Source organism: Solwaraspora sp. WMMD792 (genome assembly GCF_029626105.1).
Classification (GTDB): domain Bacteria; phylum Actinomycetota; class Actinomycetes; order Mycobacteriales; family Micromonosporaceae; genus Micromonospora_E.
The window spans coordinates 2,205,459-2,227,078 of record NZ_JARUBH010000009.1 but is presented as its reverse complement, the minus strand read 5'-3'; the positions used below and the strand labels follow the sequence as shown (position 1 = coordinate 2,227,078).

Here is a 21,620-nt window from a genome sequence, read left to right as displayed (position 1 = left end):
GGCTGGCGGTACGGGTCTACTGTGGTTGCCACCTCGGACGGACGGAGTGGTGGGCATGGTGGACATCGACCCGATCGCGGCGGCGACCGGTGCCGCGTTGATCCAGGCGATCGCGACGGACGCGTGGGAGAAGGCTCGTGACGGGGCGGTCGCGCTGTGGCGGCGGGTACGCCCGCAGCAGGCCGACGCCGTCGCCGCCGAGCTGGCCGAGGTACGCGAGGAGGTCATGGCCGCTCGCCGCGACGGTGACACTGACGCCGAGCGGGGCCTGGTCGACGACTGGCAGCGCAAACTGCAGCGGCTGATCCGCCAGGATCCGGCGTTCGCCGCCGAGCTGCGCCGCCTCCTCGACGACACCCTCACTCCCCTGCTGCCGCCCGCCGACCAGCAGCAGGTCGGCGGCATCACGATGACTGCCACCGCGCGGGACAACGCCCGCGTCTACCAGGCCGCCCGCGACCAGCACATCACCGAGAAGTGACCCTTCCTGACATCCATCTGCGCGGCGGGGCCAGCGGCCACGGGCAGGTGTTCCAGGCCGCTGGTGACCAGCACATCACCATCTATGAGCAACGGCCGGCGTACCGGGTGGAGCAGTGGCAGCCGCAGCAGCCACCGGACCCGCGTAGGTTGGTTGACCAGCCAAGCATGTTGCTCGCCGCCAACAACCAGGTGGTGCCGTTCACCGCCCTGCGCGACGCCGACCGCGCCGAGTTGGCCGCCTGGCGCGATGACCCGGCGCGCGGCGTGGCGGTGCGGCTGCTGCACGGGCCGGGCGGGCAGGGCAAGACGCGGCTCGCGGCCCAGTTCGGGGCGGACAGCGTCGCCGCCGGTTGGCCGGTGGCGGTCGCCCGGCACCGCAGCCAGCTCGCCGCCGACGACCCGCCTGAGGCAACCGAGGTAACCGGGCGTGGCCTGCTGGTGATCGTCGACTACGCCGAACGCTGGCCCGCCGAAGACCTGCGGGACATGTTCAAGGACCGGCTGCTGCGCCAGGGTGTGCCAACTCGGCTGTTGCTGCTCGCCCGACCGGAGTCGACCCTGTGGCCGTTGCAGCACGACCTGACGACTCTCGGGTACGCAGCCGACGTCACGGCGCTGACCCCGGCCGCCGACAGCCCGGCGAACCGGCAGCGGATCTTCACCGAGGCAGCCGACCGGTTCGCCTACGCGTACGGAATCGACGACACATCAATCCGGCCACCGGCCGATCTGGTAACCGGGGACGCGTACCGGCAGATCCTGGTGATTCACATGGCGGCGCTGGTCGCAGTCGACGCCGCCGCGCGCCAGCGGCCAGCGCCGACCGGCGATCGGGACCTGTCGGCCTACCTGCTGCGCCGCGAGGTCGACCACTGGCACAAGCTGCACGAGCAGCAGGCCAGCTTCGTCACGACCCCGCAAGTGCTGAGCCGTGCGGTCTGCACGGCGACGCTGACCCGGCCGCTCGACTACGACGACGGCCTGGCCGCCTTGACTACGGCCGGAGTGTGCGCGCCGGACGCTGCCGGCCAGGTCCTGACTGACCACGCCGTCTGCTATCCGCCGACCGAGCCGGACAAGGCGCTGGAGCCGCTGTATCCGGACCGGCTCGGCGAGGACTTCATCGCGCTGCGGCTTCCCGGCCACGGGGTGGCCGGCTCCCCTGCCGATCCATGGTCCAGTACGGCGATCACCCGGCTGATCACCGGCACCGACCCGGACGGCGCTGGTCAGCCCCCCTGGTCGGCAGCGGCGTTGACGATGTTGGTCGAGACCGCGATCCGCTGGCCGCATGTCGCGTCTCGGATTCTCTCTCCGCTGTTGCGTGAGCGCCCCGAGTTGGCAGTAGCCGCTGGCGGCACCGTCCTGGCCCGCATCGCGGACGTTGAAGCGCTCGACATCGCAGTGTTGGAAGCGATCGAGCCGCATCTGCCACAGGGACAGCATGTCGGCCTGGCCATCGCCAAGGCAGCTATCACGAAACGACTTACGTCGCATCGGCTCGGTACCGCAGACGAGCCGACGCGGGCGTGGTTGCTCGTCACGCTCAGTAACTGGTTGTCGGAGGCAGGTCGGCGTGATGAAGCGTTGACCGCCACAGTCGAAGCCGCCGACATCTACCGCCGGCTCGCCCAGGCCAACCCCGCCGCCTACGAACCCGACCTCGCCATGTCGCTGAACAACCTCGGCATCCGGCTGTCGGACCTGGGTCGGCGTGATGAAGCGTTGACCGCCACAGTCGAAGCCGCCGACATCTACCGCCGGCTCGCCCAGGCCAACCCCGCCGCCTACGAACCCGACCTCGCCATGTCGCTGAACAACCTCTCCGTCGACCTGTCGAACCTGGGTCGGCGTGATGAAGCGTTGACCGCCACAGTCGAAGCCGTCACGATCCGCCGCCGGCTCGCCCAGGCCAACCCCGCCGCCTACGAACCCGACCTCGCCACGTCGCTGAACAACCTCGGCATCCGGCTGTCGGACCTGGGTCGGCGTGATGAAGCGTTGACCGCCACAGTCGAAGCCGTCACGATCCGCCGCCGCCTCGCCCAGGCCAACCCCGCCGCCTACGAACCCGACCTCGCCACGTCACTGAACAACCTCGGCAACCGGCTGTCGGACCTGGGTCGGCGTGATGAAGCGTTGACCGCCACAGTCGAAGCCGTCACGATCCGCCGCCGCCTCGCCCAGGCCAACCCCGCCGCCTACGAACCCGACCTCGCCACGTCACTGAACAACCTCGGCATCCGACTGTCCGAGGCAGGTCGGCGTGATGAAGCGTTGACCGCCACAGTCGAAGCCGTCACGATCCGCCGCCGGCTCGCCCAGGCCAACCCCGCCGCCTACGAACCCGACCTCGCCACGTCACTGAACAACCTCGGCATCCGACTGTCCGAGGCAGGTCGGCGTGATGAAGCGTTGACCGCCACAGTCGAAGCCGCCGACATCTACCGCCGGCTCGCCCAGGCCAACCCCGCCGCCTACGAACCCGACCTCGCCAGATCGCTGAACAACCTCGGCAACCGGCTGTCGGACCTGGGTCGGCGTGATGAAGCGTTGACCGCCACAGTCGAAGCCGTCACGATCCGCCGCCGGCTCGCCCAGGCCAACCCCGCCGCCTACGAACCCGACCTCGCCAGATCGCTGAACAACCTCGGCATCCGACTGTCCGAGGCAGGTCGGCGTGATGAAGCGTTGACCGCCACAGTCGAAGCCGTCACGATCCGCCGCCGGCTCGCCCAGGCCAACCCCGCCGCCTACGAACCCGACCTCGCCACGTCACTGAACAACCTCGGCATCCGACTGTCCGAGGCAGGTCGGCGTGATGAAGCGTTGACCGCCACAGTCGAAGCCGCCGACATCTACCGCCGGCTCGCCCAGGCCAACCCCGCCGCCTACGAACCCGACCTCGCCATGTCGCTGAACAACCTCGGCAACCGGCTGTCGGACCTGGGTCGGCGTGATGAAGCGTTGACCGCCACAGTCGAAGCCGTCACGATCCGCCGCCGGCTCGCCCAGGCCAACCCCGCCGCCTACGAACCCGACCTCGCCAGATCGCTCTGGACCGAAGCCTGGGTACGGGCAGCCCACCAGTACGAGCTGCCCGAGGCGCTGACCGCCGCGACCGAGTCAGTCGAGCGTTACGAGAAGCTATTCCAGCAAATCCCGATGGCGTACGTACGTGATCTTGCCGGGGCGCTGGGGACGTTGGCGGACGTACTCGACGGGCTTGGTCGCGGCGACGAGGCAACAGCGGTCAGGGCTCGCCGCGACGCGTTGACAGACGAGCCATAGCCTCGGATTCGGCGATCTGGTCGGGCCAGCGGAGGAACCGGCGGTACAGGTCCGGTGGGCTGAGCTGCTCGGCGTCGCATTCCAGCAGGTCGTCGATCGCCTCGTACATCAAGGTGGCGAGGTAGACGCACATCCCGATCCGGTCGTTGGCCCAGTCGGCGGTGATCTCGATCTTCGCGGTTTCGCACGGCCATTCCGTACCGCACTCGCGGCAATTCCAGTGGGGGCGGGACGCGATGTGCATCAGTGTGCCCCGTTCACTCGGGCGCGCTGTCCACGCGTCAACAGGCCGGCGACCCACACGTACTCGGTGGGGTGGTTCCATCGGGGGCCGCGGTCCCACTGCGGCGACTGGTTCGACGGCCGATCCGTCGGTTTCGGTCGCGGTGCCGGCGTGTTGTGCAGGTACGGCGCAATGGTCGACGGCATGTACTTGTCGGGGCAGGGCCAGCGTATTCCGCAGCGGCAGTACCGGCCGAGTCGCCGCCAGTTCCGGGCGTGTCGCGGCTCGAACCGTATCCGGTCGTCGCGTGTGGACCTCGATCCCATCTGTCAACCCTTCTCACAACACATTTCCCATGATCACTGAACTCTTCCTTCACATCATGCTTATTCGCCATCTGGCTCAGTGCAATCTCGCACCGGTAGGTTCGGACCCAACATCCACCCACCATTACGCGACACGAGAGGACGGGGTTTCGTGGACGACGCCGGCAGCACTGTCCCCCGCAGGCAACTGGGTCGATATCTGAGAGAGCTTCGCGAAGATGCTCATGTCACGGTCGCCGCAGCGGCCAAGGCACTCGAATGGTCACCGCCGCGCATCTGGCGGTACGAGGGCGGCCAGGTGCCGATCCACCCGAACGACGCCGAGGCGATGTGCCGGCTCTACGGCGCACCCGCAGAAACGATCAAGACGATGCGCGACCTGGCCCGCGAGACCAAGTCACGCGGCTGGTACCACAGCTACGACCACGCCATCAAAGAATGGTTCAAGCTGTACGTCGGCCTCGAAGCCGCCGCCTCCACGATCCGCAAGTACGAGCCGAACGTCATCCCCGGCCTGCTCCAGTCCCTGGAGTACATGACCGAGATCATCAGCATCGACACCCCGGGTCTCAGCCCGGCCGACCTACAGGCGAAGGTCGAAGTCCGGTCCAAGCGGCAGAAACTGCTCGCCCGCGTCGTCCCGCAGGCCCCCGACCTCGACGTGGTGATCGGCGAGCCGGCGCTGCGCCGCCCGCTCAAGGATCGCGCCGCGATGGCCCGCCAACTGCGTCACCTCGCTGCCGTCGCCATCCAACGCCACAACGTCACCGTCCGAGTCCTCCCGCTCGCCGCTGGGCTCGCCCGCTGGACAAGCACAGGATCCTTCTCCATCCTTACCTTCCCCAAGGTCAGCGTCCGCCCGCCCGAGCCGACCACCGTCTACTCCGACGGCCCCTGCGGTGCCGTCTACCTCGACAAATCCACCGAGATCGAGACCTACGAGGGCATCTGGTCCTCGCTCAAGCAACAGTGTCTGACGCCGCTAGAATCGACCGAGTTCATCACCAGGATCGCCAAGGAGTACGACGATGAAGGCTGACGGCGTTTGGCGTAAGTCGACCCGGTCTGGTGGCGAAGGCGACTGTGTCGAGGTGGCCGGCCACCCGTACCGCGTCGCAGTCCGCGACAGCAAGGACCAGACCGGCCCGGTCCTCACCTTCGACGCCGCCGCCTGGCAGCACTTCGTCGACACGGTGAAGACCCCACACTGACCCGCACCACTCCCGACCAACGACAAAGCCCTGGTCCGCCGGCTGTCACCCAGCGGCGGACCAGGGCTTCACACCGCTTAGATCAGCCCGCGAGTACAGCCAGCGAAGGCGAGCAGCCGTAATGAACGGTCAGGCGGAGGCCAGAGCTTCGTGCAGCTCGACCGCAGCAGGCAGGGTGGGCCAGCGGTGGGTCAGGATGCGATCGAGGGTATGCAGCTCAGCGGAGATGCGGGCCGAGCCGGTGTCGCGGGCGGTCGCCACGCAGCGCAGCCCGAGTGCGGCGGCGCGTTCGGGTTCGGGCTCTGCTGTTGCCAGCACCGCGTTGGCGAGTTTGGCGAGCTGGTGGCCGGTGTCGCGGTGCAGGTGCGTCTGTGTTGCCGCGATCTGGCGTTCCAGGATGGCCACAGCGATCTCGGCCTGCCCGCACGCGCGGTAGCCGGAGGCGGACTGTTCCTCCAAGGTGGCCAGGTTGTAATGGTGCAGGTAAACCGGCGCGTCCTCGTTGACGTCGTCGGGATGCGCGCGTAGGAGCTCAGCGGCCAAGCTGAGGCGATCTTGGAAGGTGTCGGCGTCGCGGCACAGCGCCCAGCCGCGGGCCTCCTGCTGCGCGGCCAGAGCGTGCAGCTTGGGGCTGACCGGGCCGGGTACCTTGCGCGCGGCGGCAGCCAGGTCCACGACGCCCACCGGGTCGGCGTCGGCCAGCGCGATGTTGGACTTGCGGATGAGCATGTAGGCGACCATCTGGTAGTCGCCGACGGCATGAGCCCATTCGCTGGCCCGGTCCGACCACCGCATCGCAGCGGCGGTGTCGCCAGCGTCCTGGTGCAGCCAGCCGGCGAACTCGGCGTACTGCGCGAGCAGCCGCAGCGTCGGCTCGGTCGTGCCGGGGCGGGTGTGGCGGCGCAGCTCGTCGAGGACCTGGATCTGCGCCAGGACCGGGCCGAGCAGCTGGCGGGAGCCGAGCATCTTGTCGGCGGTGAAGTGCTGCTCCAGCAAGGTGTGGAAGTAGTCGAGCACCTGGGGATCGACCCGGCGGGGCGCACGCAGCACCTTCGACACCCGCTCGGCGGCGTCGACGTCAGCGACGCCGGCAGGCACGACCGCGCGCAGCGCACCGCCGGCGAGGAGCTTGCCGAGGTCGCGTCGGGACAGGCTCACTCGTACGGTCCTTCCGTCCGGTGTCTGCAGCTGTAAGGTCACGCTATCGCCATCATCGACGTGTAGCCCAACGGTCGGCAGGGTCAACCGACCTGTCGCCCGGACGGTTTCGGCGTCGGGGTTCAGCGAGTGCAGCAGGGCGAGCAGCCCACCCGTGCCGAGGGCGGCGTCAAGGGCGGGCACGTACTGCGCGTCGATGAGGTGTTCGCCGCGTTCGACGCGGCTGATGCGGCTGTAGTCGTAGTGCGTGGCCTGGCCGAGTGCCCGCAGCGACAGGCCAGCCTCGGTGCGCAGCTGGCGCAGCGCCATACCGAAAACCTGCCGGACGGCGTCGCCAGCCTCCATCGCCACCACCATCGGGTGCCAAGCGGATTTGTCGCTGCCGATGTTGCCGCAACACCGCAGGTGTTCACAACCCGGCACCCAATGATGACGCTAAGTGTCAGACCGGTGGCGGACACCGCGCCGCCAAGACGCTCTCGCCGTGCTCGCCCGTCTGTTAGGAGTCCCTCCCGTGGAGACCTTTGAGACCGCCCGCCTGGACCGCTACTTCCGCGCCGTCACCCACACAGGCAACCCGGTGGGTGCCGACACCCGCTCGCTGGTGATCACGCATCTGCTGGCGGACCGGCCGCCGTTCATCCGCGCGGTCGACCGGATCACGCCGGTGGCTGGGGTGCTGCCCAAACCCAAGAGCGTGCACCGCGCCGCAGCCCGTACGGTGGGCTTGGCCTACTCGGTCGATGAGCTGTCCCGAGACCGGTTCACCGACCCGGATGCCGCGTGCGCCTACCTGGAACAGCGCGCCGCCGGCCAGGCGGTGGTACTGCTCGACGTGGGCGGATACTTCGCTCCGGTGCTGGCCGAGCTGTGCGACCGGTTCTCCGGTCGGATCCTCGGCGTGGTAGAGGACACCGAGAACGGCCATCGCCGATACCTCGAACTGGGCAAGCCGCCGTGTGCGGTCTACTCGGTGGCACGCAGCCCGCTCAAGCAGTCCGAGGATCACCTGGTCGGTCAGTCCATCGTGTTCTCCACCGAGGCGCTGATGCGCTCGCGCGGGGACATTCTCCCCGGTCGGGCCGCGACCGTCGTCGGCTTCGGCAAGCTGGGCTCCAGCATCGCCCGCACCCTGCACGCCAAGGGTGTGCGGGTCACCGTCTACGACGCCGACCCGGTGCGCGCCACGCAAGCCCTCGCGCAAGGCTTCCATGTCGCGGCCAGCCGCCCGGCGGCGCTGGCGACGGCGGGAATGGTGATGTGCGCCACTGGCAACCTGGCGCTGCGCGGCGAGGACTTCACCGGCCTGGCCAACGGCGCCTACCTGGCATCGGTCACCTCCAGCGAGGACGAGCTCGAACTCGACACCCTGACCGGGGTGTACGAGCAAAGCGTGGTTGCCGAGCACGTCATCCGCTACACCACCATCGGGCACTACTTCTACCTCCTCGCCAGCGGCAACGCGGTCAACTTCCTGCACGGCGCCTCGGTCGGAGCGTTCATCTTCCTGGTACAGGCCGAGATCCTGGCCGCTGCCGCTCGGTGCGCCAGCGGCGAGGTCGAGCCTGGCTACCATGAGGTGCCCGAGGCCGACCGGCGGCGCATCGCCGAAATCTGGCTGGCCCACTTCAACCCTCCGGGGGCACACCGATGATCGGCGCCGACCACATCGCCGCGACCGTCACCGTCTATCTCGACCGTCATTCCGACGAGGCCGGCCGGCTCGCCCCACTGACCGCCGCCCTACGCGAGCCCGGCGACCTGACCTCCCGCGCGACGTTCACCGGACACGTCACCTGCTCGGCGCTCGTCCTCGACGCGGACCGGCGGGTGCTACACATCCGGCACAACGCGCTCAACACCTGGCTGCGCCCCGGCGGGCACCTCGAACCCGACGACACCACCCTGGTCGGGGCCGCGCTGCGCGAGGTCGCCGAGGAAACCGGCATCAACACCACGGCCCTGACTCTGCTCGACGAGACGCCGATCGACATTGACGTCCACCCGATCCCGGCCAACCCAGCCAAGGGCGAACCCGACCACCAGCACTTCGACCTGCGCTACGCCTTCACCACCACCGCCCGGGACGTAACGTTGCAGGCCGAGGAGGTTCACGACTACGCGTGGCTGCCCGCCACCGAGATCACCCCCGCCGTTTTGGCCGAGCGGATCGCGGCAGTCGACAACCCGTACTGATCGAGCGAATCCCGCCGTGCCCGGCCTGTCGTACGGGCCGGGCACGGCGGCATCTGGCAGACTCCTTCGCGGCTCGATGATCGAAGACCGCGAGGGCGACAATACAGCGAACCGATTGGGACCACCTGACGGCCCCGGTTCGCGCGGCGATTGAGCGCCGCACCGGCCCTGTCCGCGCCGCGCGTACCGCTGAGGCTGGCAAGAACTCCGCCATCGCCGTCCTGCTGAGCACCACTGGTGGACCCATCTTCGTCAAGGGCCTGCGCACCGAAGACCCCCGGGTCGTCAGCCAAGAGCGCGAAGCAGCGGTCAGCAGATACGTCAGCCCGCTCTCCCCCGAAGTGCTGTGGCAGACCGAGGTGGACGGCTGGAACCTGCTCGGCTTCCAGGCCGCCCCCGGCCGACACGCTGACTACGCACCCGGCTCCCCCGACCTGCCGAAGGTAGTCGACACGATGCAGCGCCTGGCGTTGCTTTGGTGTCCCGACCTGCCTCAGCTCAAACGGGCCGAGCGGCGATGGGCGGCGTACGTTGAGCCGGCCGATCTGCCCCTGCTACGCGGCGACACCCTCCTGCACACCGACTACAGTCCGGACAACGTGCTCATCGACGGGGACGCGGCCCGCCTGATCGACTGGGCATGGCCGACGCTCGGCGCCGGGTTCATCGACCCGGGCTGTCTGATCGTGCGTCTGGTCTTCGCCGGGCATGCCCCGGAGCAGGCCGAAGCGTGCGTAAGCCCGGCTTCGGCCTGGACCAGCGCCCCGACCAGGGCCGTCGATGTCTTCGCGTCCGCCCTCGCCCGGATGTGGGCGCAGATCGCCGCCGCCGACCCGAACCCCTGGAAGAACGGTATGGCCAAGGCTGCCCTGGCATGGGAAGCACACCGCTGCGCCAAGTTGCGAATGACAGAAAGTAGTGAGTCTTGACCATCAGGTGATCGGCCGGAATGATCTACCCATGCCGGCCGATCGTCACATGTCGATGGGAAGACCATGGGGACTGTTATCCGCCGGCTTGGCCGGATGCTCGCTGCCTGCGCCCTCGTCGCTGCCACCGCCCTCGCGGGCGTTGTCACAACAGGTAGCGCGGCCCACGCAGACGGCTGCTACACGTGGGGGCGCACCCTGTCCCAGGGGATGTCCGGTAATGACGTCAAGCAGCTGCAGATCCGCGTCTCGGGCTACCCGGGCTACGGCGCGGTGCTCGCCCTCGACGGGGCGTACGGCCCGGCCACCCGGTCTGCGGTGATCCGCTTCCAGCAGGCCTACGGCCTCGCCGCCGACGGCGTCGCCGGCCCGCAGACCTTCAACAAGATCTACGCGCTCCAGGACAACGACTGCACTCCGGCCAACTTCAGCTACGCCGAGATGAACAAGTGCAACAGCAGCTGGTCCGGTGGCGCGGTGTCCGCCAGCACCGCCAAGTTCAACGCCCTCGTGTCAATGTGGAAACTGCAGGCCATGCGGCGGGCGCTCGGCAACGTACCGCTCTATGTCAGCAGCGGCTTCCGCAGCTACTCCTGCAACAGCGCGGTCGGCGGCGCCTCCAACAGCCGGCACCTGTACGGCGACGGCGTCGACCTGGTCGGCTCGCCCTCGTTCTGTCGGATCGCCCAGCAGGCCCGCTACCACGGCTTCAGCAACATCCTCGGCCCCGGCTACCCCGGCCACAGCGACCACACCCACCTGGGCGTCACTTCAAGCCGGTCCTGGTCCGCGTCGAGCTGCGGCATCTGAGGATCGCTACCCACGCGACCGAGAACTCTCTCCCCGCCACGGGGAATCTGCTCCCGCCTGACCGCCGGTGACCCGATCACCGGCGGTCAGGGCCGGCCGCCCAGCGCCGGGGTCACGAATCCCGCGCCGACCGGACACAATGAACAGATGGACACCGTCGCGCAGCTGACCATCGTCCGCCACGGGCAGAGCACCGCGAACGCGGCCTTCGCGGACGCCCACGCCCGAGGTCTGGCCGACCACGGCCTCACCGGCCGCGACGCCGACATCGAGCTGACCGCGCTCGGCTGGCAGCAGGCCACCCACCTCGGCCGCTGGCTTGCCACCCGACCCGCCGACCAGCGGCCCGACGTGGTGGTCTGCTCCCCGTACCTGCGGGCCCGTCAGACCTGGACCCGGGTGGCCGGCACCGCCGCCGCGCTCGGCGCGCCCTGCCCGGAGGCGGTCATCGATGCGCGGTTGTGCGACCGGCTGATGGGCGACCTCGAACTGCTCACCCCGCTCATGATCACCCAGCGCTTCCCGGCCGAGGCCGCCCGCCTCGCCGCAGACGGACCGTACGCCTACCGCCCGCCCGGCGGTGAGACGTTCGACGACGTCGTCGCGCGCGTCAAGGCCGTCCTGGCCGACCTGGACCGCGACCACGCCGGCCGGCGTGTCCTGGTCGTCGCCCACGACGCGGTGGTCATCGCGGCCCGCCACCTCCTCGACGGCCTGCCGTTCACCGAACTTGACGCGATCATCGCGACCACGCCGGTCGCCAACGCGTCGATCACCCGCTACGTCGACACCGGTGACGGCCTCGAACTGGTCGAGTTCGCCACCACCGCCCACCTGCCGCCGTGACTTGTGCTGCCGCTCAGGCCGACGGACGGCGCAGCCGATAGCGCAGGTGAAGGACCCGGTCACCCGGAATCGTCACGTCAGGATCCTCCAGGAGGTGCTGCGCGTCGACCGACCCGAAGAAGCGCTTGCCGGACCCGAACACGACGGGCACGACGTCCATGCGTACCTCGTCGACCAGGCCTGCGGCGAGCACCTGGCCGCCGACGTCGCCGGCGGCGACCTCGACTAGGCGGTCGCCGGCAAGCTCCCGCGCCCTGGCCACGGCCGCCTCGACACCGTCGACGAAGTGAAACGGCGCCTCGGGATCCCAGCCGTCCGGGGCCGGCCGGTGTGTCACGACGACCACGTGATCGACCCCGGCCGGCGGCGTGCCGCGCCAGCCGTCCGTCATGTCGAAGACGTGGCGGCCGACGATCGTCACCCCGATCTGGTCCCAGTACGGCCGGATGTAGTCGTAGGAGGCTCGCGACACCGTCAGCGCACCGCTGTCATCCAACGGCACGTCACCGCTGGACAGCCAGTCGAACAGCGGTCCGGGCTGGTCCTTGACGTCGGCGATGAAGCCGTCCACCGACACCGAGCTGTACATGACCACCTTGCCCACGGGCTCTCCTCTGCGTCCGGATGCCTCAAGTTAGCGCGCCGTGAGCTGGCGTTCTTGTAGAAAATCAATCCGCCGGCAGCGGCCAGCGGTCCAGCACGTGGCCGGGATGTTCGCGCAGGAACCGCCGCCGGACCTCGACGTACCGGGTCGGCGTGAGCCCGGTGAACGCCCGGAACTCGTGGCCGAAATGGGCCTGGTCGAAGTAGCCGGCGCCGCTGGCGAGCTCGGCCCAGTCGACCGGTCCGGCCGGGTCGATCGAGAACACGGTGGCGGCGAAGCGGTACGTGCGGGCCAGCCGTTTCGGCGTGACGCCGACGAGCTCCTTGAACCGCCGCGCCAGATGGGTGCTGCTGACACCGGCCGCCGTACCCAGGTCGCCGATCGCGACCGCCCCACGGGTCGCCGTGATGACGCCGCTCGTGTGGCGGACCAGCCCCAGGCCGACGGTAGCGCGCAGCCGTCGCGTCAGCTCCTGCTCCAGCAGCGTCAGCATCTCGTCCGGTCCGTCCGCCGAGGCCAGCCGGTCCCGCAGCACGGCGACGGCGGGCCGACCCCACACCTGTTCCAGCGTCACCGGCCGGTCGCACAGCTCGGCCGCCGGCATCGGCAGGAACGGCGCCAGCCCCCACGGCTTGACGTGCACGCCGACCGACCGGGTCCGGACCGGGTAGCCGAAGTCGTACGCGCGGGTGGGCGTGGTGACGACACAGCCGTCGGCGTACTCGGCCGTCTCGATGTCGGTGCCGGCGCGGATGCGCAACGGCGCCCCGAGGTTGACGATGAGCAACGCCGCTGGCGTCGGCGGCAGCGTCAACCGGGCGTACGGCGGCGTACCCTCCAGGTAGTAGAGGTCGTCGATCAGCCCGTCCAGCGGCGGTTGCGGCACTCTGGACACGTACTCCATGCCCACAGCATCGCCGACGCCCCCGCCGGCCCCTGAATGAGGAGTACGCGAATGACTGAGCCGTACGACACCGGGATGCTCGACGTCGGCGACGGCCACCAGGTCTACTGGGAGGTCTGCGGCAACCCCGACGGCGTACCCGTCGTCATGTTGCACGGCGGGCCGGGCAGCGGGTGCACGCCCCGGCACCGCCGGACGCTCGACCCCGAGCGCTTCCGGGTCGTCCTGTTCGACCAGCGCAACTGCGGACGCAGCACCCCGTCGGCCGCCGACCCGGCCACGGACCTGAGCGCCAACACCACCGCCCATCTCGTCGCCGACATCGAACGGCTGCGCACGCATCTCGGCGTCGAGAGCTGGGGCGTGTACGGCGGATCCTGGGGTGCGACGCTGGCCCTGGCGTATGCGACGAACCACCCCGACCGGGTACGCGGCATGATCCTCGTCGCGGTCACTATGACCCGCCGCTGCGAGGTCGACTGGCTGTACCGGGGTGCCGGCCGGTTCTTTCCCGAAGCGTGGCAGCGGTTCGTCGCCCACGCTGGCCTGCCCGGCTACCGGCTGCCGACCGACAGCGAGCCGCCGATCGAACCGGTACTGCTGCGCTACGGCCAGCTGCTCGCCGACCTCGACCCGGCGGTACGCCAGCGGGCCGCCGACGAGTGGTGCGCCTGGGAGGACGCGCTGATCTCCGAGGAGCACAACGGCAACCCGGGCGCGTACTCCGACCGGGAGCTGCGGCAGCGGATCACGATGACCCGGATCTGCGCGCACTACTTCGGCAACGGCGCGTTCCTTGCCGACGGCGAAATCCTGCGCAACGTGCCGAAGCTGGCCGGCGTCCCGGGGGTGCTGATCCACGGGCGTACCGACGTCAGCGGGCCGGCGATCACCCCGTGGGAGATCGCGCAGGCCTGGCCCGACGCGCGGCTGCACGTCATCGGCGACGCCGGACACACCGGCACTGCCGCGATGCGCCGCGTCCTGGCCGACGCCGCCGACACGATGGCCCGCACGCGGCCATGCCACATCGCGCTCGATCTCGATGGTCAGACGGGGCGTTTCAGTGAATGACGTTCCAGACCTCGGGCCCCTGCCGCAGCGCATCACCGTCGACGCGGAGCAGGTACGTCAGCTCATCACCGACCAGTTTCCGCACCTGGCGAACCTCCCGATTGAGCCGGTGGCCAACGGCGGCTGGGACAACTGGACCTTTCACCTCGGTCCCGACCTGCTGGTACGGCTGCCCAGCGCCGCCGAGTACGCCCTGGCGGTCGACAAGGAACATCGGTGGCTGCCGGACCTCGCCGCTCGGCTGCCGCTGCCCGTTCCCACCCCAGTGGCGAAGGGCGAGCCAAGTGTGGGCTATCCGTACCCGTGGTCGATCTACCGGTGGCTCGACGGCGAGTCGGCGAGGGCGGACCGCATCGCCAACCCGACGCGATTCGCGAACGACCTGGCCGAGTTCCTGGCAGCCTTGCAGGGCGTCGACGCCGCTGGCGGCCCGCAGCCGGGTCTCCACAACTGGTTCCGGGGCGGCACCCTACGCACGTACGACCAGGAGGTTGAGCACGCGCTCGCCGAGTTGGGCGACCACGTCGACGCTGAACTGGTGCGCGAGGTCTGGGCTGCGGCGCTCGACGCCCGCTGGGACGGTGTCGACCGTTGGTTCCACGGAGACATCGCCCCGGGAAACCTCCTCCTTGCTGACGGACAGTTGGCGGCCGTCATCGACTTCGGGACATGCGGCGTCGGTGACCCGGCCTGCGACCTGGCGATTGCCTGGACCTTGCTGACCAGTGACAGCCGGCAGGCGTTCCGCGCGCGGCTGGCGGTGGATGACGCAACGTGGGCACGCGGACGAGGCTGGGCACTCTGGAAAACCCTCGCCAGCTGCTCCAATGCCTCGGCAGATCCCGAGAAGGCAGAAGAACTCGCGAACGCGCACCGTATCCTCGCCGGAATCTGCTCCGAATTCACGGCCGACGTTGTCACCGAGACCCGCCCGTGACGGCGACCGACGCCTGGCCCTGGCGCTCTCGCCCGGCCGACCAGTGGCGCAGGTCCTCAGGTCGGTAGCCGGGCCACCATCCGGCCGGTGATGTCGTCGAGGCGCCACGGTCCGTCGTGCCGCGAATCAAATGCGCCGTCCCGGTGGTCGCCGAGCAGGAACACCTGGCCGGCGGGCACGGTCACCGGCGTGCATTCGGTGTAGGTGCCGGCCGCCAGGTACGGCTCGTCCAGTGCAGTACCGTTGCGGTACACCAGGCCGTCGCGGCACGTCAGCTCGTCGCCGGGTAGGCCGATCACCCGCATCGTCCGACCCCGGCCGACCGGGTCGAGTACCACGACGTCACCGACAGCCGGGCCGGTGACCCGGTACGCCACCCGGTCGACCAGCATCCGCTGGCCGGCGTCGATCGTCGGCGACATCGACCACGACGGTACGTACACGATGGTCAGTACCCACTGCTGTGCCACGGCGGCGATCAACGCCACGACAAGTACGCCGGCCGTGGCCCGCCGTACCCAGGTGGCCGCGACCCAGCTCGCGGCCGTGACCACCCACCGGCCAGCGCTGGTGGACCGCTCCCGCAGTGACACCCACACACCGCCGGCCGCCCAGCGCACCGCTTCCGCGTCCGAGGTGACCTCGTCGAACTCGGCGAGGACGGCTTCGCCCCACGGTCCGCCCCGGTCGCCGCCGCGGCGTACCGCCCAGCGCAGCACCGCCCGCGCGGCCCGCCGGACGGGGGTGTGGCCGGCGGCCGTCGGCGTCAGCGGCGGGGCCGGGTTGGAGCTGGGCATCGTCAAGCCCCCTGGATGGTCGGCCGGGGCGCGGGCGCGGTGTGGCCGGTGGCACGGCGGCGGGACTGGGCGTTGGCGGACTCGTTGTGCTGGGCTTCAGCCAGCCGGGTTCGCGCGAGAGCGGCCCCGTCGGTGGTGAGCCGGTACACGTGCCGGGGTGGCCGGCCAGGGCTGGCCGGTTCCCGCCACTGTGCCTCCAGCAGACGCTGCTCGGTCAGGCGCATCAGGATCGGATAGAGCGACCCGCTGGCCAGGCCGGTTTCCTTGCTGAGCTGGTAGCCGTAGCGCCAGTCGTCGGGCGCGGCCAGGAAGCAGGCGAAGATCCGCAGTGTCTGCTGCGAGCTGTTCGGTCGACGCGGCATGGCCAAACTCTACATATATCGACTAAGCAGGTCCAGCCCCGTCCCTCGCGGGTCGGCGCGAGTCGCTGCTCCCCCACTGCCGTGCGCTGGCCGGCTTCGGCCTGGGGCTGAAACGGCTGCCGGACGGCTGGGCGCTGGAGTCCGGACGAGCCCGCCCGGGTGAGTTCGCCATCCATGACGACGGGGTGACGGCGAGCGCCATGGCGGCGATCGTCGCCGCCATTCTCGACGGGCGGTCCGTCATCCGGGAGGCGAGCAGCGAAGTCGAGGTCGACGACGTGCTCGAGGTCCTTCGCGTGCTCGGCGCGTGCGCCGATCGGGACGGGTCGTCACTCGTCGTCACCGGACCAATGACCGGCGCCGCTCGGCCGCTGCCGATCCCCCCGATCGCATCGTGGCCGGAACATACGCGGTGATGGCGGCGATCAGCGACCGGTCGACTCTCCTTCCCGCCTGCTTGACTGAACGGGTGGCTGGCGTTTTCGGCGCATTCCGCGATTTTGGGTCAACCGTCACTCTGCACGCGAATTCAGTCGAAATCAGCGGTTTTCCAACCAGGCCGGCGGTTGTCCGTTCCGGGTGTCTATCCCGCCTTTCCGTCCGACCTCGTGCCTCTGCTGTGCCTGGTCGCGGCCCAGGCTCCCGGCAGGTCGGTCCTGCATGAAGGCGTTTACCAGGCGAGGGACGGGGCGACGGAGGGACTTCGTGCGTTCGGGGTCGACATCACCACCTCTGCCGGCGCGATCGCCATCTGCGGGCCGACATCGTGGCGCCCGGCGGACGTCTCGTCACGAGGCCTACGTGAGACCTGTGCGCTCAATCTCGCCGCCAGGCTCGCTCCCGGAGTCTCGACGCTGTCAGGGTACGACGACATGCTGCGCGGCTACGAGGTTCTCCCCGGCGGGCCGCTGTCGGTTGCTGCCGTGCCCGGGTCTGCCGGTGTACTTCGAAGCGGCCGAAGATCAGAAGCCCCTGGCAGGCCAGGGTATGGGCCACTCTTCGTGCCCGAGTGATCACTATACGTAAATAGAACTCTTCCCCGCTGGCATCGACGTTTTCTAATATTCGACCCACTGGTGCCACGGATGGCACCGTCCGGTTGCCCAGAGAGGTCAGGGGCGACCAAATCGGAAGATGGGTGAGCAAATGAGCGAATCGTACGGGCAGCGGCCATTGAGTCGTCGTGACGTGGTGCGAGGTGCGGCGGTCGGTGGGGTCGCCGCCGCAGCGGCCGTCGGCAGCACCTTTCTCCCGGAATCCCCGGCGGCGGCGGCCCCGCCTGTCAAGCTGATGCCCGCGCCCCCCGCGCAACCGGTGGCGGCGACGGCGCCGACCACCGGGCTACTCGGTCTCGGCAGTTGGCTGGGCACGGCCTTGAAGGTCGCGAACGTCGCCGCGCAGGTGCTGCCCACCGTGCTCAGCACGCAGCAGGGCAACGCGATCCCGCCGCCTTTCCAGGTCGGGGACCTCCAGTTCGAATGGGGCAGCGTCGATGGCGGCAATCTCGAGCTGTACGTCAAGAACCCGACCGACAACGACATCGGGCTGTCCTACTCGGTCACCCGAAGCGGCCAAGACGCCAGCCTTTCTCTTCACCAGCCGGTCAGGGCCCATCATGCGTACAGATGTCGGACCGAACTGAGCACCTTCATCAACGGACAGGTCGCTGCGGCGCCGACGCCGCTGGTTACCCTCTCCAACGCCGTTGACGGCCGCAAATTGTGGGCCGTCGCCAGATCGGTGGGCATAGGGGTAGGCGTCAACCTGCTGAGTGGCATGGTAGGGACGTTCGTCAAGGATTCGGGCAGTCGCAACTACAGCTTCACGCTCCAGACGAACGACTCGGGAACTCCGGTTAGCGTGGAGGTCGCGGCGACCGACAAGAACGGCAACACCGTCAACGCCAGGTGGAAGTCTTCGGGTCCGACGGCCGCACCCAACTCGACGATTGCCATCCCGCTGCCACCCGGGGTGGATCTCGACCCCGCAGTCTCGGACATGCAGTTGGTAGTCGAGCTCGATGAGTCGTACTACCAACGGCTCGTCGCCGATCGGCTCGACCGACTGATCGCCATCTGACGATCCGGTGCGGGTGCACCTGACCTGCCGGATACGGGTATCTCCGCCAAATTTCCAGCAGAGTCGGGTGCACCTTTCTGGCGTGCGGCGGCGACGGATCGCAGAGTTCAGCCAGTGCGGCGGCCGGAGGACGTGCTGCGCGGCTTTGCGGGTCTCCCTGGCCGGGCTGCCCGCCAGATGCGGCCACGTCCGGATTCGTGGGGATGAGCCGGGATTCGGCCGCGCGAATGAGGATTTGACGGATCCGGATACGCCCTGGGCGCGCTTGTTGTCGACGTCTGGTCGTGTGGTGTTGACATCGATCGCGCACCCCGGCAGTCTTTTGCGCAACTACCTGAGGGTCGTCGATGTGTCCCTCAAGGATGGTGCCAATGCGTTGTGCCTCAGGACATCTGGATCCGGGGTCGGCCCGGCCGTCTGCTCTCTACGGATCGGAGATCTGATGCGTGTCGCCCTGCTCACCACCACGCAGCATGGCCACCTGAACCCGTACGTTCCCGTGGTCAACGCGCTTCAGGCCGCCGGCTGTGACGTCGCGCTGCTGTTGTTGTCGGCTGATGGTGGCGTGCTCGACGAGCAGCGCGGCCAGGCCCTGGGCAAGGCGGAGGTGCACGCGGTCGGGCAGGTCGAGATGGCACCGTGGAGCGACGATCCGGCGAAGATCGGCCCGATGCTGCAGTCGTCGCCGGTGGCCGGGCAGACAGCCGATGTGCTGCGCGCGACGGCACCGGATTTCGTGCTCGTCGATTCGCTGCCGGTCACCGCGTCAGCGATGGTCGGCGCGCATGCGTCCGGCGTGCCGTACGGGATGATCTGGGCAAATCTGGGTGGCGTATGTCCGGCCGAACATCGGCGCGGTCGCTGGCTGTACGACGAACAGGTCGGCAACTATCTGACCGGGCACGGGGTGTCGTGGTCGATGCGTACCCATTCGGCGCGTTCGCCGGTTCTCAATCTGATGCCGACGATCCCCGCCCTGGTCGGCGACGACGCGGTCACCGACGACGGGGTGCAACTGGTCGGGCTGCCAGGTGCGGCGGGGGCCCGCGGCGACGAGGTCGCCTTTCCCGGCCTGGACCGGATCGACCCCGACCGCCCGCTGGTGTACGTCTCCTTCGGAACGATCTTCTACCGGCGGCCGGACCTGCTGCGTACGGTGATCACCGGGGCGGCGGCGACCGGCGCGCAGGTGATCGCGTCGGTCGGCGACCTCGCCGCGGAGCTGGCGCTACCCGACGACGTGCTCACCGCCCCGTACCTGCCGCAACGTGAAGTGCTCGACCGCGCCGACGTGTTCATCACCCACGGCGGGTACAACTCGGTGGCCGAGTCGATCCGGGCGCAGACCCCGATGCTGGTGATCCCGCTGGCCGTCGATCAGCCCATCCAGGCGTACTTCGTGGGCAGCGCCGGCTTCGGCACGGCGCTGGGGCCGGCCGGCGTCACCCGGCAGGCGGTCGCCGACGCGGTCACCGATCTACTCGATCCCGCCCGGGACTACCGGGCCCGGCTGCGCGCCGCGCAGCCGCAGTGCGGCGACTCCGCCGCACGCACCGCCGACCTGGTGGTCGACACCGTCGAAACGCTGCGGCGCGAGGGCGAACGGTGACGATCGAACTGCAGCAGCCGGTGGGCGACCCGATCGTGGTCGACGACCCCGAGCGTCACTCGTTCCGGGTGGATCGCCGTGCCTACACCGACGACGACCTGGCCGCGCAGGAGATGGCCAGGATCTTCGACCGCTGCTGGCTGTACGTCGGACACGAGTCGGAGGTGCCCGCGCCGGGCTCCTATGTGACACGTGACGTCGGCGGGCGGCCGGTGGTGATGGCGCGTGGTTCCGACGGGGTGCTCCGGGTGTTCGCCAACAGCTGCCCGCACCGTGGGGCGCTGGTCTGTTCGCAGCCGGCCGGGCAGGCCCGGTCGTTCCGCTGCCCGTACCACGACTGGACGTTCTCCAACCAGGGCGACCTGGTCGGCGTCCCGATTCCGGACGGGTACGGGCCCGGTTTCCGCAAGGCGGACTTCGGCCTGGCACGGCACCGCAGCGACAGCTACCGGGGTTTCGTGTTCGTCACCTTCGACCCGGAGCAGCCGCGCACCCTGACCGAGTACCTGGCGGGTGCGACGGAGTACCTCGACCTGATCGACGACCAGTCGGAGGTCGGGATGGAGGTCATCCAGGGTGCGCAGCTGCACGGCGCCCGGGCCAACTGGAAGCTGATGATGGAGAACAGCGTCGACATCTACCACTTCCGGGCCCTGCACAAGCGGTACGTCGGCTACATGGAGTCGCTGGGGTCGGTGCCGCCGCGACGCCGGGGCGGCTTCGGCCGCGCCCTCGGGCTGGGGCACGGCGCCAACGAGCTGCCACCGGCGGCGGCCCGCCCGCTCGCCTACTGGACGCCGATGTTCGCCGCCGACGTGCGGCCCCGGATCGAGGCGACGGCCGCCCGGTTCGTCGAGCGGTTCGGTGCGCAACGCGCCGAACGGATCACCGGCACCAACCGCGCGGTGCTGATCTTCCCCAACCTGATGATCATCGACGCGATCGCGATCACCATCCGCAAGATCGACCCGGTCGGCGCCGACCAGATGGCCATCACCTCGGTCGCCCTGGCCCCCCGCGACGAGGACCCCGACATCCGGGAACTGCGCAAGAGCCACTACCTGACGTTCCTCGGCCCCGCCGGCTTCGCCACCCCCGACGACATCGAGATCATCGAGTCGTGCCAGCGGGGGTACCTCAACCGCGCTGTCCGCTACTCGGACCTGTCCCGCGGCATGAACAAAGCGGTCCCGGAGACCACCGACGAACTTCCCGCCCGCGAGTTCTGGCGGCAGTGGGACCGGCTGATGCAAGGGACGTGACCACGATGATCACCGAGCTGACGGTCGACGACGCGGCCCAGGTGCGGCTGTGGCACCGGGTGAGCCAGTTCCTCTTCCGGGAGGCGCGGCTGCTCGACGAGTGGCGGCTACGCCAGTGGTACGACGAGATGCTGACCGCCGACATCCGCTACTCGGTGCCGGCCACCGACGTGCGCGGCGAGCCGGCCGACGCGCTCGGCCTCATCGACGACGACGCCGCCCGGCTGCGCCAGCGCATCGAACAGCTGCTCAACGGCGAGGTGTGGTGCGAGAACCCCCGGTCGCGGACCAACCGGATGATCACCAACGTGGAGATCCTGGCTGACCGGGGCACCCACCTCGACGTGGCGGCGAACGTCGTCGTGCACCGGTTCGGGCACGGGCGCTCCGACGCGTACGTCGGCAAGTACCGGTTCGAGCTCGTCGTCGACGGCGGGACGTTCCGGGTCCGCCGCCGACTCGTCGTGCTCGACCACGAGACGTTGTACGAGCACGGCAAGCTCAGCATCATCCTGTGAC

22 protein-coding genes are annotated in these 21,620 nt (G+C 69.4%); 16 read left to right on the top strand and 6 right to left on the bottom strand.

The genetic code is table 11. The annotated features are described in order from the left end of the window. The first annotated feature begins 55 nt into the window (after positions 1 to 55). Together O7629_RS11590 and O7629_RS11585 are read left to right on the top strand one after the other, a co-directional pair. Entirely contained in the window at positions 56 to 481 is a 426-nt protein-coding gene (locus O7629_RS11590; RefSeq protein ID WP_278169126.1) for a hypothetical protein, read from the top strand. Next, entirely contained in the window at positions 478 to 3,774 is a 3,297-nt protein-coding gene (locus O7629_RS11585; RefSeq protein ID WP_278169125.1) for a tetratricopeptide repeat protein, read from the top strand. Before O7629_RS11590 ends, O7629_RS11585 begins: the two co-directional genes overlap by 4 nt. Here O7629_RS11585 and O7629_RS11580 read toward each other — a convergent pair. Further along, on the bottom strand, positions 3,737 to 4,018 hold the full coding sequence (locus O7629_RS11580) for a flavin reductase (RefSeq protein WP_278169124.1): 282 nt from the start codon (positions 4,016 to 4,018) through the stop codon (positions 3,737 to 3,739). The two genes, O7629_RS11585 and O7629_RS11580, sit on opposite strands and share 38 nt — an antisense overlap. A 456-nt stretch (positions 4,019 to 4,474) precedes the next feature. On the opposite strand from O7629_RS11580, the gene O7629_RS11575 reads away from it, so the two are divergent. Next, positions 4,475 to 5,362, top strand: a complete 888-nt coding sequence (locus O7629_RS11575; protein WP_278169123.1) for a helix-turn-helix transcriptional regulator — start codon at positions 4,475 to 4,477, stop codon at positions 5,360 to 5,362. Beyond that, on the top strand, positions 5,352 to 5,534 hold the full coding sequence (locus tag O7629_RS11570; RefSeq protein WP_278169122.1) for a DUF397 domain-containing protein: 183 nt from the start codon (positions 5,352 to 5,354) through the stop codon (positions 5,532 to 5,534). Before O7629_RS11575 ends, O7629_RS11570 begins: the two co-directional genes overlap by 11 nt. Positions 5,535 to 5,663: 129 nt before the next feature. Here O7629_RS11570 and O7629_RS11565 read toward each other — a convergent pair whose 3' ends face one another. Next, positions 5,664 to 7,037 (bottom strand): helix-turn-helix transcriptional regulator, encoded by a 1,374-nt coding sequence (locus tag O7629_RS11565; RefSeq protein WP_278169119.1) that lies wholly within the window; start codon positions 7,035 to 7,037, stop codon positions 5,664 to 5,666. Between the two features lie 169 nt (positions 7,038 to 7,206). Between O7629_RS11565 and O7629_RS11560 the strand changes: the two genes are divergently transcribed. The 5 genes from O7629_RS11560 (at position 7,207) to O7629_RS11540 (ending at position 11,473) form a co-directional block, all read left to right on the top strand. Continuing rightward, on the top strand, positions 7,207 to 8,346 hold the full coding sequence (locus tag O7629_RS11560) for an NAD(P)-binding domain-containing protein (protein ID WP_278169117.1): 1,140 nt from the start codon (positions 7,207 to 7,209) through the stop codon (positions 8,344 to 8,346). Next, on the top strand, positions 8,343 to 8,888 hold the full coding sequence (locus O7629_RS11555; RefSeq protein WP_278169115.1) for an NUDIX hydrolase: 546 nt from the start codon (positions 8,343 to 8,345) through the stop codon (positions 8,886 to 8,888). The genes O7629_RS11560 and O7629_RS11555 overlap by 4 nt, the downstream gene beginning before the upstream one ends. 341 nt (positions 8,889 to 9,229) lie before the next feature. After that, the gene (locus O7629_RS11550; RefSeq protein WP_278169114.1) at positions 9,230 to 9,817 is read left to right on the top strand and encodes a phosphotransferase; all 588 of its coding nucleotides are present in this window, start codon (positions 9,230 to 9,232) and stop codon (positions 9,815 to 9,817) included. A gap of 210 nt (positions 9,818 to 10,027) precedes the next feature. After that, a complete protein-coding gene (locus O7629_RS11545; RefSeq protein ID WP_347403667.1) occupies positions 10,028 to 10,627 on the top strand; it encodes a D-Ala-D-Ala carboxypeptidase family metallohydrolase in 600 nt (199 codons plus the stop codon). A 147-nt stretch (positions 10,628 to 10,774) separates the two neighbouring features. Beyond that, positions 10,775 to 11,473 carry a histidine phosphatase family protein gene (locus O7629_RS11540; protein WP_278169113.1) on the top strand — a complete coding sequence of 233 codons (699 nt, stop codon included), beginning with the start codon at positions 10,775 to 10,777 and terminating at the stop codon, positions 11,471 to 11,473. Positions 11,474 to 11,486: 13 nt separating this feature from the next. Here O7629_RS11540 and O7629_RS11535 read toward each other — a convergent pair whose 3' ends face one another. Together O7629_RS11535 and O7629_RS11530 are read right to left on the bottom strand one after the other, a co-directional pair. After that, positions 11,487 to 12,077, bottom strand: a complete 591-nt coding sequence (locus tag O7629_RS11535) for a dihydrofolate reductase family protein (RefSeq protein WP_278169111.1) — start codon at positions 12,075 to 12,077, stop codon at positions 11,487 to 11,489. Between the two features lie 64 nt (positions 12,078 to 12,141). Beyond that, a complete protein-coding gene (locus O7629_RS11530) occupies positions 12,142 to 12,981 on the bottom strand; it encodes a helix-turn-helix domain-containing protein (RefSeq protein WP_278169109.1) in 840 nt (279 codons plus the stop codon). A gap of 51 nt (positions 12,982 to 13,032) precedes the next feature. Here O7629_RS11530 and pip point away from each other — a divergent pair, with 51 nt between their 5' ends. Beyond that, positions 13,033 to 14,055 (top strand): prolyl aminopeptidase, encoded by a 1,023-nt coding sequence (pip, locus tag O7629_RS11525; protein ID WP_278169108.1) that lies wholly within the window; start codon positions 13,033 to 13,035, stop codon positions 14,053 to 14,055. Next, the gene (locus O7629_RS11520) at positions 14,048 to 14,992 is read left to right on the top strand and encodes an aminoglycoside phosphotransferase family protein (RefSeq protein WP_278169107.1); all 945 of its coding nucleotides are present in this window, start codon (positions 14,048 to 14,050) and stop codon (positions 14,990 to 14,992) included. The genes pip and O7629_RS11520 overlap by 8 nt, the downstream gene beginning before the upstream one ends. A 56-nt stretch (positions 14,993 to 15,048) precedes the next feature. Here the strand turns inward: O7629_RS11520 and lepB are convergent, their stop codons facing one another. Together lepB and O7629_RS11510 are read right to left on the bottom strand one after the other, a co-directional pair. Further along, positions 15,049 to 15,789 (bottom strand): signal peptidase I, encoded by a 741-nt coding sequence (gene lepB, locus O7629_RS11515; RefSeq protein WP_278169106.1) that lies wholly within the window; start codon positions 15,787 to 15,789, stop codon positions 15,049 to 15,051. Between the two features lie 2 nt (positions 15,790 to 15,791). Continuing rightward, positions 15,792 to 16,151 carry a PadR family transcriptional regulator gene (locus O7629_RS11510; RefSeq protein WP_278169105.1) on the bottom strand — a complete coding sequence of 120 codons (360 nt, stop codon included), beginning with the start codon at positions 16,149 to 16,151 and terminating at the stop codon, positions 15,792 to 15,794. A gap of 200 nt (positions 16,152 to 16,351) precedes the next feature. Here O7629_RS11510 and O7629_RS11505 point away from each other — a divergent pair, with 200 nt between their 5' ends. The 5 genes from O7629_RS11505 to O7629_RS11485 all read left to right on the top strand — a co-directional run bounded on the left by O7629_RS11505 (position 16,352) and on the right by O7629_RS11485 (position 21,619). Further along, positions 16,352 to 16,567, top strand: coding sequence for a hypothetical protein (locus O7629_RS11505; protein WP_278169104.1), 216 nt, complete (start codon positions 16,352 to 16,354; stop codon positions 16,565 to 16,567). A gap of 730 nt (positions 16,568 to 17,297) precedes the next feature. Beyond that, positions 17,298 to 18,230 (top strand): twin-arginine translocation signal domain-containing protein, encoded by a 933-nt coding sequence (locus O7629_RS11500; protein WP_278169102.1) that lies wholly within the window; start codon positions 17,298 to 17,300, stop codon positions 18,228 to 18,230. A gap of 442 nt (positions 18,231 to 18,672) precedes the next feature. Further along, a complete protein-coding gene (locus O7629_RS11495; RefSeq protein ID WP_278169099.1) occupies positions 18,673 to 19,839 on the top strand; it encodes a glycosyltransferase in 1,167 nt (388 codons plus the stop codon). Then, on the top strand, positions 19,836 to 21,101 hold the full coding sequence (locus tag O7629_RS11490; protein ID WP_278169097.1) for an aromatic ring-hydroxylating dioxygenase subunit alpha: 1,266 nt from the start codon (positions 19,836 to 19,838) through the stop codon (positions 21,099 to 21,101). Before O7629_RS11495 ends, O7629_RS11490 begins: the two co-directional genes overlap by 4 nt. A 5-nt stretch (positions 21,102 to 21,106) precedes the next feature. Then, positions 21,107 to 21,619 carry an aromatic-ring-hydroxylating dioxygenase subunit beta gene (locus O7629_RS11485; protein ID WP_278174503.1) on the top strand — a complete coding sequence of 171 codons (513 nt, stop codon included), beginning with the start codon at positions 21,107 to 21,109 and terminating at the stop codon, positions 21,617 to 21,619. Position 21,620: the final 1 nt, after the last annotated feature.

Bases quoted from the DNA above. Each gene is read 5' to 3' on its own strand.
- O7629_RS11555 (WP_278169115.1), top strand. From the start codon at position 8,343: ATGATCGGCGCCGACCACATCGCCGCGACCGTCACCGTCTATCTCGAC.
- O7629_RS11495 (WP_278169099.1), top strand. From the start codon at position 18,673: ATGCGTGTCGCCCTGCTCACCACCACGCAGCATGGCCACCTGAACCCG.
- O7629_RS11570 (WP_278169122.1), top strand. From the start codon at position 5,352: ATGAAGGCTGACGGCGTTTGGCGTAAGTCGACCCGGTCTGGTGGCGAA.
- O7629_RS11545 (WP_347403667.1), top strand. From the start codon at position 10,028: ATGTCCGGTAATGACGTCAAGCAGCTGCAGATCCGCGTCTCGGGCTAC.
- lepB (WP_278169106.1), bottom strand. From the start codon at position 15,789: ATGCCCAGCTCCAACCCGGCCCCGCCGCTGACGCCGACGGCCGCCGGC.
- O7629_RS11530 (WP_278169109.1), bottom strand. From the start codon at position 12,981: ATGGAGTACGTGTCCAGAGTGCCGCAACCGCCGCTGGACGGGCTGATC.
- O7629_RS11500 (WP_278169102.1), top strand. From the start codon at position 17,298: ATGAGCGAATCGTACGGGCAGCGGCCATTGAGTCGTCGTGACGTGGTG.
- O7629_RS11505 (WP_278169104.1), top strand. From the start codon at position 16,352: ATGGCGGCGATCGTCGCCGCCATTCTCGACGGGCGGTCCGTCATCCGG.
- O7629_RS11565 (WP_278169119.1), bottom strand. From the start codon at position 7,037: ATGGAGGCTGGCGACGCCGTCCGGCAGGTTTTCGGTATGGCGCTGCGC.
- pip (WP_278169108.1), top strand. From the start codon at position 13,033: ATGACTGAGCCGTACGACACCGGGATGCTCGACGTCGGCGACGGCCAC.
- O7629_RS11485 (WP_278174503.1), top strand. From the start codon at position 21,107: ATGATCACCGAGCTGACGGTCGACGACGCGGCCCAGGTGCGGCTGTGG.
- O7629_RS11510 (WP_278169105.1), bottom strand. From the start codon at position 16,151: ATGCCGCGTCGACCGAACAGCTCGCAGCAGACACTGCGGATCTTCGCC.
- O7629_RS11590 (WP_278169126.1), top strand. From the start codon at position 56: ATGGTGGACATCGACCCGATCGCGGCGGCGACCGGTGCCGCGTTGATC.
- O7629_RS11540 (WP_278169113.1), top strand. From the start codon at position 10,775: ATGGACACCGTCGCGCAGCTGACCATCGTCCGCCACGGGCAGAGCACC.
- O7629_RS11580 (WP_278169124.1), bottom strand. From the start codon at position 4,018: ATGCACATCGCGTCCCGCCCCCACTGGAATTGCCGCGAGTGCGGTACG.